We start from the raw sequence: 13,854 nt of genomic DNA, 5'->3' as shown, positions 1-13,854 counted from the left end.
GCTCACTGGTACACCCCGCGCGTAGCGGCCGCCGTGCCGCGATGGGCCGCGCAGCGGCACCAGGATTCATCAAGCCAGCACCGCTCTACCCTGCTGGCGCGTGAGCAACGGCCTTTCAAACCTGCCAGATCCTGATCCGCTGCACGGCCTATCGCGGCACCGGGCCCGCTGCAAAAAAACCACGCCCGGCTCAATAGACGTTCGGTTCCATCTCCAGTTCGACCCCGAAGCGCTCGGCGATGTCCGCCTGGATCGCACGGGCCAGCGCGTGCAGCTGGACGCCGCTGGCCTGACCATGGTTGACCAGCACCAGCGACTGTAGACGGTGCACGCCGGCATCTCCCTCCCGGTGCCCTTTCCAGCCTGCGCGCTCGATCAGCCAGCCAGCGGCCAGCTTCACCTGCTCGCCGGCCTGCGGGTAAGCCACCAGGTCCGGATGTTCCTGGCGGATCCGTTGCGCCACGGCAGCCGGCACCACCGGGTTCTTGAAGAAGCTGCCGGCATTGCCCAGCTCGACCGGGTCGGGCAGCTTTTCACGACGGATGGCGCAAATGGCGTCGCTTATAGCCAGGGCGGTGGGCTGTTCGATGCCCTGCTCGAGCAATCGCTGGCGTACCGGGCCATAGTCCAGGTGCGCACGCAACACCCGACTCAAGGCGAACCGCACGCGCAGGATCACCCAGCGTCCCGGCTGACGCTTGAACAGGCTGTCACGGTAGCCGAACGCGCACTCCTGCATGGAAAACTCGCGCAGCTCGCCGCTCTGGCGATCCAGCGCGGTCAGCCCGGCGAACACGTCCTTGATCTCCACGCCATAGGCGCCGACGTTCTGCATCGGCGCGGCACCGACGGTACCGGGGATCAGACTGAGGTTCTCCAGGCCACTGAAACCGTGCGCCAGGCTCCATTGCACGAAGGCATGCCAGGGCTCTCCGGCTTCGGCTTCGACGATGACCTGAACGCCATCGTCGCTCAGCACGCGACGACCGGTGGCCGCCATGTGCAGCACCAGGGCCTGGAGGTCCTGAGTAAGCAGCACGTTGCTGCCTGCGCCGAGGACCACGACCGGCAAGTGCCGCCGCTGCGCCTCCACCAGCGCCTGGCGAACCTCGTCGTCGGTACGGGCGTGCACCAGGCAGGCAGCGCGCACGTCGATACCGAAGGTGTTGTAGGGCTTGAGCGACACCTGCTCGTGCAGGACCAGGCTCATGCACGCCTCCGGATTTCCGCCAGCAGGCCCTGGCAGCCGGCCTCGATCAGGTCCAGCACCTGCTCGAAGCCGGCGGCGCCGCCATGATACGGGTCGGGCACTTCGTCCCGCTCACCGGCGTAGCGACGCAGGAACAGATCCAGCTCCGCCGTGGCGGAGGCCGGGCGCATCGCCTGCAGGTGCTCGAGATTGTGCTGGTCCATGGCCAGGATCAGGTCGTACCTGGAAAAATGCGTGCTATCGACCTGTTGCGCGCGCTGGCGCGACAGGTCGTAGCCACGCGCCAAGGCCGCGCGGCAGGTTCGGCTGTCCGGCGGCTGGCCGACATGCCAATGGCCAGTGCCCGCGGAAGCCACCTGGACCCGGTCGGCCAGCCCGGCTTGATGCAACTGGTGGCGCAGGATGCCCTCGGCGGTGGGTGAGCGACAGATGTTGCCCAGGCAGACGAACAGAATACGCATCAGGCCTCCAGCAAGCGGCGAACGCGTTCGAGGTCTTCGGCGGTGTCGACACCCACCGGGGGCGCCTCGACGGCGTCGGCGACGTGGATCCGCACGCCATGCCACAAGGCCCGCAGCTGCTCCAGCGCCTCGGTCTGCTCCAGCCAGCACGGCCCCCAGGCCACGAAGTCTCGCAGAAAGCCCACGCGGTAGGCATACAAGCCGATATGGCGACGGTAGGGCACGCCGGCAGGCAACTGCTCGCGCGCCTTGGCGAAGGCGTCACGTGCCCAGGGCAGCGGGGCGCGGCTGAAGGTCAGGGCCATGCCCTGCTTGTCGCAGACGACCTTCACCGCATTGGGGTTGAACACGGTCTCGGGCTGTTCGATCGCTTCGGCCAGCGTGGCGATCGCGGCCTGCGGATGTGCCGCCAGGTTGACCGCCACCTGATCGATGATCCGCGGCGGGATCAGCGGTTCGTCGCCCTGCACGTTGACCACGATGGCATCGGCGGGCAGCTGCAGATGGGCTGCCACTTCGGCCAGCCGGTCGGTGCCGGACTCGTGGTCGGCACGCGTCAGCAGCACTTCGGCGCCGAAGGCCTGGCAGGCCTCGACGATGCTGGCATCGTCGGTGGCGATCAGCACCCGGCCCGCGGAGCTTTTGCGCGCCTGCTCCCAGACATGCCGAACCATGGGCTTGCCGGCGATTTCCAGCAAGGGCTTGCCGGGCAGACGCGTCGAACGCAGCCGGGCTGGAATCACCACGGTGAAGTCCAGGCTCATTTGTCCAGGCGCTCGTCATCGGTCAAGGTACGCGCCTCGCTTTCGAGCATCACCGGGATGCCGTCGCGGATCGGGTAGGCCAGGCCGGCGGCCTTGCTGATCAGCTCGGTCTTGTCGGCGCTGAGCTTGAGCGGGCTCTTGGTGATCGGGCAGGCCAGGATGTCGAGCAGTTTGGTATCCATGAAAGCTTCCTAGAGGCCAACGGCCGGAGAATTAAACAAGGTTCAGGAGCGGTGCCCAGGCAGCAGGCGCGCCAACTGCTGGTCGAACCAGTCGACGAAGGCACGCGAAGGCAGCGCGTCGACGGCCAGGTACCACCAGTCGTCAGCGGCGAACGGCTGGCACTTGACCGCGTCCTTCTCGGTCATCACCAGCGGCAACGGCGGACTGAAGGCCAGGCGTTCGGCACTGAACTGCGCATGATCGGCGAACGGGTGCGGTATCGGTTGCCAGTCTAGCCCTTGCAGGGTGGCGAAGAAACGTTGCGGGTTGCCGATGCCGGCCACGGCATGCAGCGCCTGGCCAGCCGGGAAATGATCGAGGCCGCGGCGCTCGCCGCTGCGCAGGTTGACCAGCGCGGTCGGCCGCAAGTGAAAGGCGAAGCCGTCGTCCCGATCGCTGGCGGCGCCGTTGAACAACACCGCATCGACCTCGGCCAAGCGTGCCACCGGCTCGCGCAGGGGGCCGGCCGGCAGGCAGCGACGGTTGCCCAGGCCGCGTGCGGCATCGATCAGCACCAGTTCCAGATCCCGGGCCAGACGATAGTGTTGCAGGCCATCGTCGCTGAGGATCAGGTCCAGCGGCTCGTCGGCCAGCAGCGCCTGTACCGCGCGCGCGCGATCCGGGTCGATCACCAGCGGCACGCCGCTGCGCTGGACGATCAGCAAGGGCTCGTCGCCCGCCTGCCCGGCGCCCTGCCCGGCCTCGACCCGCCAGGGCAGCCGGGCCGGGCGGGCGCCATAGCCACGACTGACCACGCCGACCCGCAGCCCGCGGCTGCGACAGTGCTCGATCAGCCAGAGGATCAACGGGGTCTTGCCGGTGCCGCCGACCGTGATGTTGCCCACCACGACGATGGGCACCGGGGCCCGATAGCTGGCGTGCGGGTCCTGGAGAAAGCGCGCCCGCTTGCGCGTGACCACCCGTCGATACAAGGCTTCCAGCGGGCGCAACAGCGCCAGCGCGGGATGTCCGGCGTACCAGGCGGCGAGCAGTCGGTCGGCCAGGGCCATCAGCGCTTCTCCTGGACGGCCTCGACGGTCGTCATGCGCAACTTGCCAAAGCCCAGCTTGCCGGCGGCATCCATCGCGGTGACCACGGCCTGGTGCGGGGTCTTGCCGTCGGCGCTGATCGACAGCGGCAACTGGTTGTCGCCGCCGCTGGCCTGCTCCAGGGCTTCGGTCAGCGTGGCCAGGTCACCGGCAGGCAGCAGGCGGTTGTTCACCGAATACACGCCATCGGCGCTGATGGTGATCTCCACCTGCTTGCCGGTCTCGCTCGCCGGCTCGGCGCTGCTGGCCTCGGGCAGCTCGACGCGTAGCTGGGTCTCGCGAGTGAAGGTGGTGGTGACCACGAAGAACAGCAGCAGCACGAAGACCACGTCGATCAGCGACGCCAGGTTGATGTCCACGTTCTCCCGGATGCGGTTGCGCCGGAACTTCACGCCGCGCCTCCGGCCACCTCGACCTCGCGGTCGCCTTGCACCACCTCGACCAGCTTGATGGCCTCCTGCTCCATGCCGACCACCAGCTCGTCGATGCGGCGCAGCAGGAAGCGGTGGAAGAACACCGCCGGGATGCCGACCATCAGGCCGGCCGCCGTGGTCACCAGGGCCTTGGAGATCCCCCCGGCGAGCACCGCGGCATTGGCGGTCATCTGCGAACCGATGAAGGCGCCGAAGATGTCGATCATGCCCAGCACGGTGCCCAGCAGGCCCAGCAGCGGCGCCATCGCGGCAATGGTGCCAAGGGTGCTGATGTAGCGCTCCAGGTCATGGATGACCCGCGAAGCCGCTTCCTCGATGCATTCCTTCATGATCTCGCGGCCATGCCTGGAGTTGGCCAGGCCGGCCGCCAGGATCTCGCCCAGCGGCGAGTCGGCGCGCAAGGCCCTGAGCTTGTCGCTGGTCAGCTGGTCGTCCTTGATCCACATCCACACCTGGCCCAGCAGATGGGGTGGCGTCACGCGGCTGGCGCGCAGCGTCCACAGGCGCTCGGCGACGATCGCCATGGCGGCGATGGAACTCAGAATGATCGGCAGCATCATCCAGCCGCCGGACTTGACCAACTCCCACACGATAGATCACCCCTCGGAAAAGTCCGCCACTCTACCACATGCGCCAGCGGCTGCTCAGCTGCCGGAAGTCGTCAGTCCAGTGCCGGAGCGCGCCAGAAACGCGACTGGTCGCGCAGCCGGAGCGCCTCGCCGTGGCTACCCAGGCGCAGGCGCACCGCGCCATGCAGGGCCGAATCATGCACATCCAGCCCATGCCGACGATAGCGGGCCAGTACCTCGGCATGCGGATGGCCGAAGCTGTTGTAGCGTCCCCGCGAAATGAGCACGCCGCGTGGTGCGGTGGCGCGCAGGAACGCCTCGGTGGACGAGGTGCGACTGCCATGATGGGGCGACTGCAGCCAGTCGACCCGTGGCGCTGTCGGCTGCGCCAGCCAGCGCCGTTCGGCGGCGGCCTCGATGTCGCCGGTCAGCAGCAGCCGCTCACCGCTGGCTTCGACCAGCAGCACGCAGGAACGCTGGTTGCTGTGCGGCCCGTCCGGCCAGTGCCAGAGCGAGAACTGCACATCGTCCCAGTCCCAGCGTTCACCGTTGCGGCAGGGCTCCCCGGCAAGCTCGGCAGGCAGCAGGCTGGCCTCGCCCGCGAGGATCCGAGCCGGGCGCAGTGCGCGAGCGACCGCCGCCGCGCCGCCGGCATGATCGGCATGGGCGTGGCTGACCAGCATCAGGTCGAGCTGGCGCACGCCTAGCCTGCGCAAGGTGGGTACCACCACGCTGTCGCCCAGGTCGAGCTCGCCCACGGCAGGGCCTGCGTCGAACAGCAGGCTGTGTTCTCGGGTGCGCAGGAGAATCGCCAGGCCCTGGCCGACATCGAGCTGCCAGACCTCGGCCTGCCCCCGTGGAACTGGCGCTGGCGGTATCCACAGCGCCAGCAACAGGACCGCTCCTGGCAGGCGCAACGGCATCCCACGCGGCAGCAGCACCAGCGCCGCGCCCAGGCAGACCAGCCACCAGGCCCAGGCTGGCAGGGCCGTCGGGGTCCAGGCGGGCTGCCATAGGGCAACCTGTTCGAGCAACCGGAACAGACCCTCGAGCAGCCCGCCCGCGAGCCATAGCAACGTCTCGCCCAGCAACGGTACGCCCAGGGTCGACGTGCCGAGCAAGGCCAGCGGCAACACGGCCAGGCTGATCCATGGCACCGCCAGCAGGTTGGCCAGTGGCGCGCTCAGACTGACCGGCAGGCCCAGCGCCAGCAGCGCCGGCAACAGACCGATGGCGATCGCCCACTGGGCACGGGTCCAGGCTTGCCAAGGGCGCCAGCGGCCCAGACGCCCACTGAAGCTGTAGAGCAGGATGGCCACGGCAGCGAATGACAGCCAGAACCCTGGCAACAGGCTGGCCAGCGGGTTGACCAGCAGCACCCCGACCAGCGCCAGTAGCAGCGGCAGGCTGGCGCTCAGGTGACGAAAGCGCAAGCGCCAGAGCAGCACCACGGCAAGCATCAGGCAAGCGCGCTGCACCGGCACCTGGAAACCGGCCAGCAAGCCATAGCCGACTGCCGCGAGCATGGCCAGGGCACAGGCCCAGGGTAGCCACGGCAGGCGCGTCGGCCACCAGCCGAGCCGCGCGGCCCCGGCGACCAGCGCATAGACCAGCCCGGCCAGCAGCCCGATGTGCTGGCCGGAAATCACCAGCAGGTGTACCGTCCCGGTCGCCTGCAAGGTCTGCCAGTCGCCGCGCGGCAGGGCACTGCCGTCGCCCAGCACCAAGGCCACCAGCGCGGCTTCCCCGCCCTGCCCGTCCACGGCCAGCAGACGCTGGCGGATAGCGTCGCGCCAGGCCTGCCGGGCAGAGGTCAGGCGCATGCCGGCCTTGACCGAACCGCTGCCACCGATACCACGCGCCAGCAGCATGGCCTCGCGATCGGGACCATGGGGATTGAGCAGGCCATGCGGTCGCCTGAGGCTGACGGCCAGGCGCCAACGCTCGCCACTGCCGACCGCTGGCCCGTCGAACCAGCTCAGTTGCAGTCGTCGCGGCAGTTCGGCGCGCCGCGACTGCGCAGCCTCCAGCTCAAAGCGCAGGCGTTGGCCCTCGCGGGCCGGCAAGCCGACCACGGTACCTTCGAGCCAGAGCGTACGATCGTCCAGCGCGCAGGCCAGGCGGTCGTCCAGAGCGTTATGGGCGTACCCACACGCCCAGGCGAAGCCGAGCAGCAGCCAGCCCAGCGGCCAGGCGCGGGTGAACAGGCAGCCCAGGCCGACGGCCAGCAACGGCAAAAGCCAGCCGGGCGACGGCAGGGCCGGCAGGAAACGCAGACTCAACAGCCCGAGGGCGAGCGCCACCATCCCTGTGCGCATGACGAGCAACTCCAGAAGCAGAATGCCCGTTCAGGCATAGCCGATCCAGCTGCCCGCCTCGCTCAACAATTGTCACAATCTCTGTCGAAGTTGCATCACGCAATCGGGGCATACTGGCTACTCAACAGTCGCGAGAGCCCCCATGCCGCGCCGAATCTTCAAACGCTACATGCCGGATCCGAACAGCATTCGCGAACACAAGTCGTTGCGATTTCTCGGCAAGCTGCTGCATGACCCGAACCTCTGGCACCTCAACCGCCACTCGGTGGCCAGGGCCATGGGCGTGGGGCTGTTCGCCGCGCTGATCCCCATGCCGATGCAGATGCTGCTGGCGGCCAGCCTGGCGATCCCGGTACGGGCCAACCTGCCGATCGCCATCAGCCTGGTCTGGCTGACCAACCCGCTGACCATGCCGCCGGTGTTCTTCGTCACCTACATGACCGGCGCCTGGCTGATGCAGGTACCGCCGCGCACGCTGCCCGAGGAACTGACCCTGGACTGGATCACCGGGCAGCTGTCGACCTTGTGGCAGCCATTCCTGCTCGGCTCGGTGGTATGCGGCGTGGTCCTGGGCATCCTGGGCTATTGCCTGACCATGCTGTACTGGCGCTGGTGGGTCGGCCGGCAATGGCGCCGGCGCAAGTCCAGGGGCTCAGCTGCGCATGCCGCGTCCGCTGACCAGCAGGCGCACGCACACCAGGTAGAGCACCGCGGTGGCGACCAGCATGAAGGTGATCGCCGTGCCGATACTGATGTCGGAAACCCCTAGGATCCCGTAGCGGAACGAGTTGACCATGTGCAGCACCGGATTGGCCAGCGATACGGCCTGCCAGAACGGCGGCAGCAGGTTGATCGAATAGAACACCCCGCCCAGGTAGGTCAATGGCGTCAGGACGAAGGTCGGGATGATCGAGATGTCATCGAAGTTGCGCGCGAAGACCGCGTTGACGAAACCCAGCAGCGAGAAGATCGTCGCGGTCAGCAGCACGACCACCACGGTCACGCCCAGGTGATGCACCTGCAGGTGGGTGAAGAACAGCGACAGCAAGGTGACGATCACGCCGACCGCCAGGCCACGCAGCACGCCGCCGAGGACATAGCCGACCAGGATGGTGTGGGGCGAGACCGGCGAGACCATCAGCTCCTCGATCGAGCGCTGGAACTTGCTGCCGAAGAAGCTCGAGACCACGTTGCCGTAGGAGTTGGTGATCACTGACATCATGATCAGCCCCGGCACGATGTACTCCATGTAGCTGAAGCCACCCATGTCGCCGATCTGCCGGCCGATCAGGTTGCCGAAGATGACGAAGTACAGGACCATGGTGATCGCCGGCGGCAGCAGGGTTTGCGGCCAGATGCGCAAAAAGCGGCGGATCTCGCGATAGACGATGGTGTTGAGGGCGACCCAGTTGGTGCGTAGCTCCATGCTCATACGGCCACCTTCGCCAGGTTCTTTTCCACCAGGGACACGAACAGCTCCTCGAGTCGATTGGTCTTGTTGCGCAGGCTCTGCACTTCGATCTGCTGCAGGGCCAGCTGGCCGAACAGCGCGGTGATGCCGATGTCCTTGTCCACTTGCACTTCCAGGGTATGCGGGGTGATCAGCCGGCACGGATAGCCCTGCAGCAGCGGGGCCGCGGCCAGTTCCTGCCTGAGGTCGAGCACGAAGGTCTCGACGTGCAGCTTGCCCAGCAGCTTGCGCATGCTGGTGTTCTCGACGATGGTGCCGTGGTCGATGATGCCGATGTGGCGGCACAACTGCTCGGCCTCTTCCAGGTAGTGAGTGGTCAGGATGATCGTGGTGCCCTTCTGGTTCAGCTCGGTGAGGAAGGTCCACATCGAGCGGCGCAGCTCGATGTCCACGCCCGCGGTCGGTTCGTCGAGGATCACCAGGCGCGGCTCGTGAATCAATGCGCGGGCGATCATCAGGCGCCGCTTCATGCCACCGGACAGCGAGCGCGACGGCACATCGCGCTTGTCCCACAGGCCCAGCTGGGTCAGATACTGCTCGGCGCGCTCCTTGGCTTGCCGGGGCGGGATGCCATAGTAGCCAGCCTGGGTGACGACGATGTCGAAGGTCTTCTCGAACTGGTTGAAGTTGAACTCCTGGGGTACCACGCCGATGCATCGCTTGAGCGCGGACGGCTGGCGGTCCAGGTCATGGCCGAAGACATTCACGGTACCGCTGGTCTTGTTCACCAGGGTCGAAAGAATGCCGATGGTAGTCGACTTGCCGGCGCCATTGGGGCCCAGCAAGGCGAAGAAGTCCCCTTCGGCGACGTCCAGGTCGATGCCCTTGAGGGCCTGGAAACCGTTGCCGTAGGTCTTGGTCAGCTGTCGGATGGACAGGGCGGAACTCATAACAGGTCAGGTACCGTGGAAGAGGTTCGGAACACGCCGACGCGATGGCTGGCGCAATGGAAAGGCGGCCATGGTGCAAGTCTTGGCCGCGCAAGTACAGTCATGCCTGTCGATAGTGACTATCAGCGAGCCCGAGGTGTTCAGGTCAATGCCGTCATCACCGCCGCCTGGTAGGCCGGTCGGGCTCGCAGGCGCTCGTACCAGGCATGCAGATGATGCATCTGCGGCCGCTCGATGGGCATCTCGAACCAGGCATAGGCGAAGCAGCCCAGCGGGATATCGCCCATGCCGATCGACTCGCCCGACAGGTACGGACGTTCGGCCAGCGCCTGGTCGGCGATCGACAGCAACTGCGCGCAGGTCTTGTGCGCCGCGTTGATCGCCACCCAGTCTTGTTGCTCGGCCGGCGTGCGCAGCAGGCCCCAGAACAGCGGGCGAAACGGCGCGGCCAGGGACGAGGTGGTCCAGTCCATCCACTTGTCCGCCTCCGCGCGCGCGCGTGGATCGTCGAGGTACCAGCCGCGCTCGCGGCCATATTCGGCGCACAGGTAGCGCACGATGGCGTTGGATTCCCATAGCACCAGGTCGCCGTCCTCGAGCAGCGGCACCAGCCCGTTGGGATTGCGCTTTCGGTAATCCGGCTCGTCGACCACGCCGAAGCTGCCGCCGGCCTCCACCGACTCGAAATCCAGCCCGAGCTCGTGGGCCGCCCATAGGGCCTTGCGCACATTGCTCGAATTCTTGCGACCCCAGATCTTCAGCATGGCCATGTCCTTGTCGATGGATGAACGGTCAGTCTACTCCAGACACATCCACTGGCAATCGTCGACGAACTCCGACGGGGCCGCCGTGTCACTGTTCAGACCAGCCGTTCGACAGAAGCAGGCCGTGTTCTGAGGAATGGCTCCAGGCCGATATTCACGGAGGATGGACTATGTTGCTGTTGTGGTTGGTGGTTTTGGTGATAGGCGCGGCCTACCTGACGCACCGGCGACTGGCGCCGTTGCCGATCCTGGCGATCCTGGCGACCTATGTATTGCTGATGGGCCTGTTCGGCGACGCGCCGGGCTGGTTGCAGGCCGTGCTCTGGCTGGTACTGGCGGCGATCGCGGTGCTGGTGCTGTCGACCGACCTGCGCCGTCGGCTGCTGGTCGCCCCGGTCTTCAAGTGGTTCCGCCGGACCTTGCCGCCCATGTCGCAGACCGAGCGCGAAGCGATCGACGCCGGTACCGTGTGGTGGGATGGCCAGCTGTTCAGCGGGCGTCCCGACTGGAACACCTTGCTGCACTACCCGACCCCCAGGCTCAGCGAGGAAGAGCAAGCCTTCCTCGACGGCCCCACCGAAGCACTCTGCACCATGGTCAGCGACTGGCAGATCGGCCAGGACATGGACCTGCCGGCAGAAGCCTGGGCACATATCAAGCAGCATGGTTTCTTCGCCCTGATCATTCCCAAGCAGTACGGCGGCAAGGGTTTTTCCGCGCATGCCCATTCGCAGGTGGCGATGAAGCTGGCCACGCGCAGTGGCGACCTGGCGTCGACGGTCATGGTTCCCAATTCGCTCGGGCCGGCCGAGCTGCTGTTGCACTACGGCACCGACCAGCAGCGTGACCACTACCTGCCGCGCCTGGCCCGTGGCGAAGAAATCCCCTGTTTCGCCTTGACCGGCCCGATGGCAGGTTCCGATGCGGGCGCCATGACCGATACTGGGATCATCTGCAAGGGCCAGTGGCACGGCGAGGAAGTCATCGGCCTGCGCCTGACCTGGGAAAAACGCTATATCACCCTTGGCCCGGTCGCCACGCTGCTTGGCCTGGCCTTCAAGGCCTATGACCCGGACCACCTGCTCGGCGACCAGGAAGACCTGGGCATCAGCCTGGCACTGATTCCCACCGACACGCCGGGCGTGGAAATCGGTCGACGGCACTTGCCGCTGGGCGCGGCGTTCATGAACGGCCCCAACAGCGGCAAGGATGTCTTCGTCCCGCTGGACTGCCTGATCGGCGGTCAGGCGATGCTCGGCAAAGGCTGGATGATGCTGATGAACTGCCTATCGGTGGGGCGTTCGATTTCCCTGCCGGCGGTAGGTACCGGCGCGGCCAAGTACACCAGTCTGGTGACTGGGCAGTATGCGCGGGTCCGCGAACAGTTCAACGTGCCTCTGGCCGCCTTCGAGGGCATCCAGGAGTCGCTGGCGCGCATCGGCGGCAACGCCTGGCTGATGGACAGCGCGCGACTGCTCACCGCGCAGGCGGTAGACCTAGGCGAAAAGCCCTCGGTGCTCTCGGCCATCCTCAAGTACCACCTGACCGAGCGCGGTCGCGAGTGCATCCAGCATGCGATGGACGTGCACGGTGGCAAGGGCATCATCATGGGGCCGAACAACTACCTGGCGCGCAACTGGCAAGGCGCACCGATCTTCATCACCGTCGAGGGCGCCAACATCCTTTCGCGCAACCTGATGATCTTCGGCCAGGGCGCGATCCGTTGCCATCCGTTCGTGCTGCGCGAGATGGCCGCGGCCGGGCGTACCGACCCGCGCCAGGCGCTCGCGGAGTTCGACGACCTGCTCGGTAGCCATATCCTGTTCGCCCTGCGCAACGCCGCCAGCACGCTGGTGCTTGGCCTGGGCCTGGGACATTTCGAGAAGGCGCCGGGCGATGCCCTGAGCCAGGGCTACTTCCGTGCGCTGAACCGCCAGGCAGCGGCCTTCGCCCTGCTCGCCGACCTGTCGATGATGCTGCTCGGCGGCACGCTCAAGCGGCGCGAGCGTCTCAGCGCGCGCCTGGGCGATGTGCTGAGTTACCTCTACCTGTCCTCGGCGGCGCTCAAGCGTTACCACGACCTTGGCGCCCCGGAGCACATGCAGCCGCTAGTGCGCTGGGCGCTCGAGGAAAGCCTGGGCCAGGCCGAGAACGCCCTGGCACGCCTGCTCGACAACTTCCCCAACCGTTTCGTCGGTTGCGCCCTACGCGTGCTGGTGTTCCCCTTCGGTCGCCGACACACCGGGCCGAGCGACGAACTGGACGCCGAGGTCGCCGGGCTGATCGGTCGAGGCAAGGGCGATCCGGCGCTCGAAGAGCTGCTGGCCGGATGCTACCGGCCAACCGCCGAAGGCGACCCGGTCGCTGACCTGCAGCGAGCCTGCGACCTGCTCGACGAGGCGGCCCCGCTGCACACGTCGTTGCATCAGGCACTCAAGGCTGGAGAAGTCCGCCCGGCCCCAGGCCAGACCGTGGTCGATGCCGCGGTCCGCGCCGGGATACTCGACAACGCGCAGGCGCAGCAGGTGCAGGCGGCCGAAGCGGCTCGACGCAAGGTGATCGATGTGGATGCGTTCGACAAGGAGGCGCTGCTGCCGACCGCCGGCAAGGTGCGCTGAGCGCCGAGCCGGCAGGCCAAGGGGCCGTGGCGATGGCCCCTTGGTGTCGCTGGGTGGAGTACCGGCTCAGCCCAGACTGGGGTCGACCACCAGCACCAGCTTGCCGTTGACCTTGTTGCTGGCCAGTTCGTCATAGGCCGCCTGGGCCTGCTCGGCGCGATAGGCACGCGCCAGCTGGGGCTTGAGCCTGCCTTCGCCGAACAACGGCCAGACCTGCTGGCCCAGTTCGCGCAACAGCTCGGCCTTGAACTCGTCGTCACGATTGCGCAACGTGGAGCCGGTCAGTTGCAGGCGCTTGGCCAGGACCTGGGCCAGGTCGATCTCGCTCTTGCGCCCGCCCATGAGACCGATCATCACCCAGCGTCCATCACAGGCGAGCAGGCGCAGGTTGAGGCTGACGTAGCTGGCGCCCACCGGGTCGAGGATGACGTCGAACGGGCCATGCGCTTGCAGCGACTCGAGGTCCTCGCCACGGATCACCCCGCCGCTTGCACCCAGCTCCTGGCAATAGCGCAAGCGCTCGGTCGAGCCCACGCTGACCCAGATGGGATTGCCCAACGCCTTGCACAGCTGGATGGCGGCCGAGCCGACCCCGCTGGCCCCGGCATGCACCAGTACCTTCTCGCCGGCCTGCAGGCCGCCAAGCTTGAACAGGTTCAGCCAGGCGGTGGCATATACCTCGGGAATCGCCGCCGCTTCGTGCAGGCTCAGCCCCTGCGGGACCGGCAACACGTGCCGGGCATCCACCACCACCTCCTCGGCCATGCCGCCACCGGCGAGCAGCGCGCAGACGCGGTCGCCCACGCGCCAGTCGGCACCGGCACCCACCTCGGTGATGACCCCGGCGCATTCGAGCCCGAGGAACTGGCTGGCGCCCGGTGGCGGCGGGTAGGAACCAGCGCTCTGCAGCAGGTCGGCACGATTGAGGCCGGCCGCCGCCACACGAATGCGGACCTGGCCCGTATCACAGGACAAGGCCTGTGTCTTGACCCAGGTCATATGTCCGTCAACGCCTTGCAATGCCTTCACAGTGCCTCCATAGTTGGCTGATGAATGAGCCTGGGACCGCTTGTCCCAGGCTTTT

Annotated in this window: 13 protein-coding genes and 1 pseudogene; 2 read left to right on the top strand and 12 right to left on the bottom strand. The window is 67.0% G+C overall.

The annotated features are described in order from the left end of the window. Positions 1 to 190: 190 nt before the first annotated feature. The 8 genes from murB to ACY8GK_RS00945 form a co-directional block, all read right to left on the bottom strand. Positions 191 to 1,210, bottom strand: coding sequence for a UDP-N-acetylmuramate dehydrogenase (murB, locus tag ACY8GK_RS00980; protein ID WP_196180356.1), 1,020 nt, complete (start codon positions 1,208 to 1,210; stop codon positions 191 to 193). Further along, a complete protein-coding gene (locus tag ACY8GK_RS00975; protein WP_196180355.1) occupies positions 1,207 to 1,671 on the bottom strand; it encodes a low molecular weight protein-tyrosine-phosphatase in 465 nt (154 codons plus the stop codon). The genes murB and ACY8GK_RS00975 overlap by 4 nt, the downstream gene beginning before the upstream one ends. Then, positions 1,671 to 2,435: a 3-deoxy-manno-octulosonate cytidylyltransferase gene (gene kdsB, locus ACY8GK_RS00970; RefSeq protein ID WP_196180353.1), complete on the bottom strand. Its 765-nt coding sequence runs from the start codon at positions 2,433 to 2,435 to the stop codon at positions 1,671 to 1,673. The genes ACY8GK_RS00975 and kdsB overlap by 1 nt, the downstream gene beginning before the upstream one ends. After that, positions 2,432 to 2,617: a Trm112 family protein gene (locus ACY8GK_RS00965; protein WP_196180351.1), complete on the bottom strand. Its 186-nt coding sequence runs from the start codon at positions 2,615 to 2,617 to the stop codon at positions 2,432 to 2,434. Before ACY8GK_RS00965 ends, kdsB begins: the two co-directional genes overlap by 4 nt. Positions 2,618 to 2,659: 42 nt before the next feature. Beyond that, positions 2,660 to 3,667: a tetraacyldisaccharide 4'-kinase gene (lpxK, locus tag ACY8GK_RS00960; protein WP_196180350.1), complete on the bottom strand. Its 1,008-nt coding sequence runs from the start codon at positions 3,665 to 3,667 to the stop codon at positions 2,660 to 2,662. Continuing rightward, on the bottom strand, positions 3,667 to 4,098 hold the full coding sequence (locus ACY8GK_RS00955; protein ID WP_196180349.1) for an ExbD/TolR family protein: 432 nt from the start codon (positions 4,096 to 4,098) through the stop codon (positions 3,667 to 3,669). The genes lpxK and ACY8GK_RS00955 overlap by 1 nt, the downstream gene beginning before the upstream one ends. After that, complete coding sequence (locus ACY8GK_RS00950; protein ID WP_196180348.1) at positions 4,095 to 4,730, bottom strand: MotA/TolQ/ExbB proton channel family protein; 636 nt, start codon at positions 4,728 to 4,730, stop codon at positions 4,095 to 4,097. Before ACY8GK_RS00950 ends, ACY8GK_RS00955 begins: the two co-directional genes overlap by 4 nt. A gap of 71 nt (positions 4,731 to 4,801) precedes the next feature. Further along, positions 4,802 to 7,027: a DNA internalization-related competence protein ComEC/Rec2 gene (locus tag ACY8GK_RS00945; protein WP_462402044.1), complete on the bottom strand. Its 2,226-nt coding sequence runs from the start codon at positions 7,025 to 7,027 to the stop codon at positions 4,802 to 4,804. Positions 7,028 to 7,169: 142 nt separating this feature from the next. Here ACY8GK_RS00945 and ACY8GK_RS00940 point away from each other — a divergent pair. Next, a pseudogene (locus ACY8GK_RS00940) lies at positions 7,170 to 7,667 on the top strand (DUF2062 domain-containing protein); the annotation flags it as partial. A gap of 12 nt (positions 7,668 to 7,679) precedes the next feature. Here the strand turns inward: ACY8GK_RS00940 and ACY8GK_RS00935 are convergent. From ACY8GK_RS00935 to ACY8GK_RS00925, 3 genes are all read right to left on the bottom strand, one after another. Next, on the bottom strand, positions 7,680 to 8,459 hold the full coding sequence (locus tag ACY8GK_RS00935; protein WP_196180345.1) for an ABC transporter permease: 780 nt from the start codon (positions 8,457 to 8,459) through the stop codon (positions 7,680 to 7,682). Then, positions 8,456 to 9,388, bottom strand: a complete 933-nt coding sequence (locus ACY8GK_RS00930; protein WP_196180344.1) for an ABC transporter ATP-binding protein — start codon at positions 9,386 to 9,388, stop codon at positions 8,456 to 8,458. The genes ACY8GK_RS00935 and ACY8GK_RS00930 overlap by 4 nt, the downstream gene beginning before the upstream one ends. Before the next feature lie 140 nt (positions 9,389 to 9,528). Then, positions 9,529 to 10,152: a glutathione S-transferase family protein gene (locus tag ACY8GK_RS00925; RefSeq protein ID WP_196180343.1), complete on the bottom strand. Its 624-nt coding sequence runs from the start codon at positions 10,150 to 10,152 to the stop codon at positions 9,529 to 9,531. Between the two features lie 170 nt (positions 10,153 to 10,322). Between ACY8GK_RS00925 and ACY8GK_RS00920 the strand changes: the two genes are divergently transcribed. Then, positions 10,323 to 12,770, top strand: coding sequence for an acyl-CoA dehydrogenase (locus ACY8GK_RS00920; protein WP_462402043.1), 2,448 nt, complete (start codon positions 10,323 to 10,325; stop codon positions 12,768 to 12,770). Positions 12,771 to 12,836: 66 nt separating this feature from the next. Here ACY8GK_RS00920 and ACY8GK_RS00915 read toward each other — a convergent pair whose 3' ends face one another. After that, the gene (locus ACY8GK_RS00915; RefSeq protein WP_462402042.1) at positions 12,837 to 13,799 is read right to left on the bottom strand and encodes an NAD(P)H-quinone oxidoreductase; all 963 of its coding nucleotides are present in this window, start codon (positions 13,797 to 13,799) and stop codon (positions 12,837 to 12,839) included. Positions 13,800 to 13,854 lie beyond the last annotated feature (55 nt).

Source organism: Pseudomonas sp. Marseille-QA0332 (genome assembly GCF_054950175.1).
The sequence above is the reverse complement of the archived record's forward strand: the minus strand, read 5'-3'. Positions and strand labels throughout refer to the sequence as shown.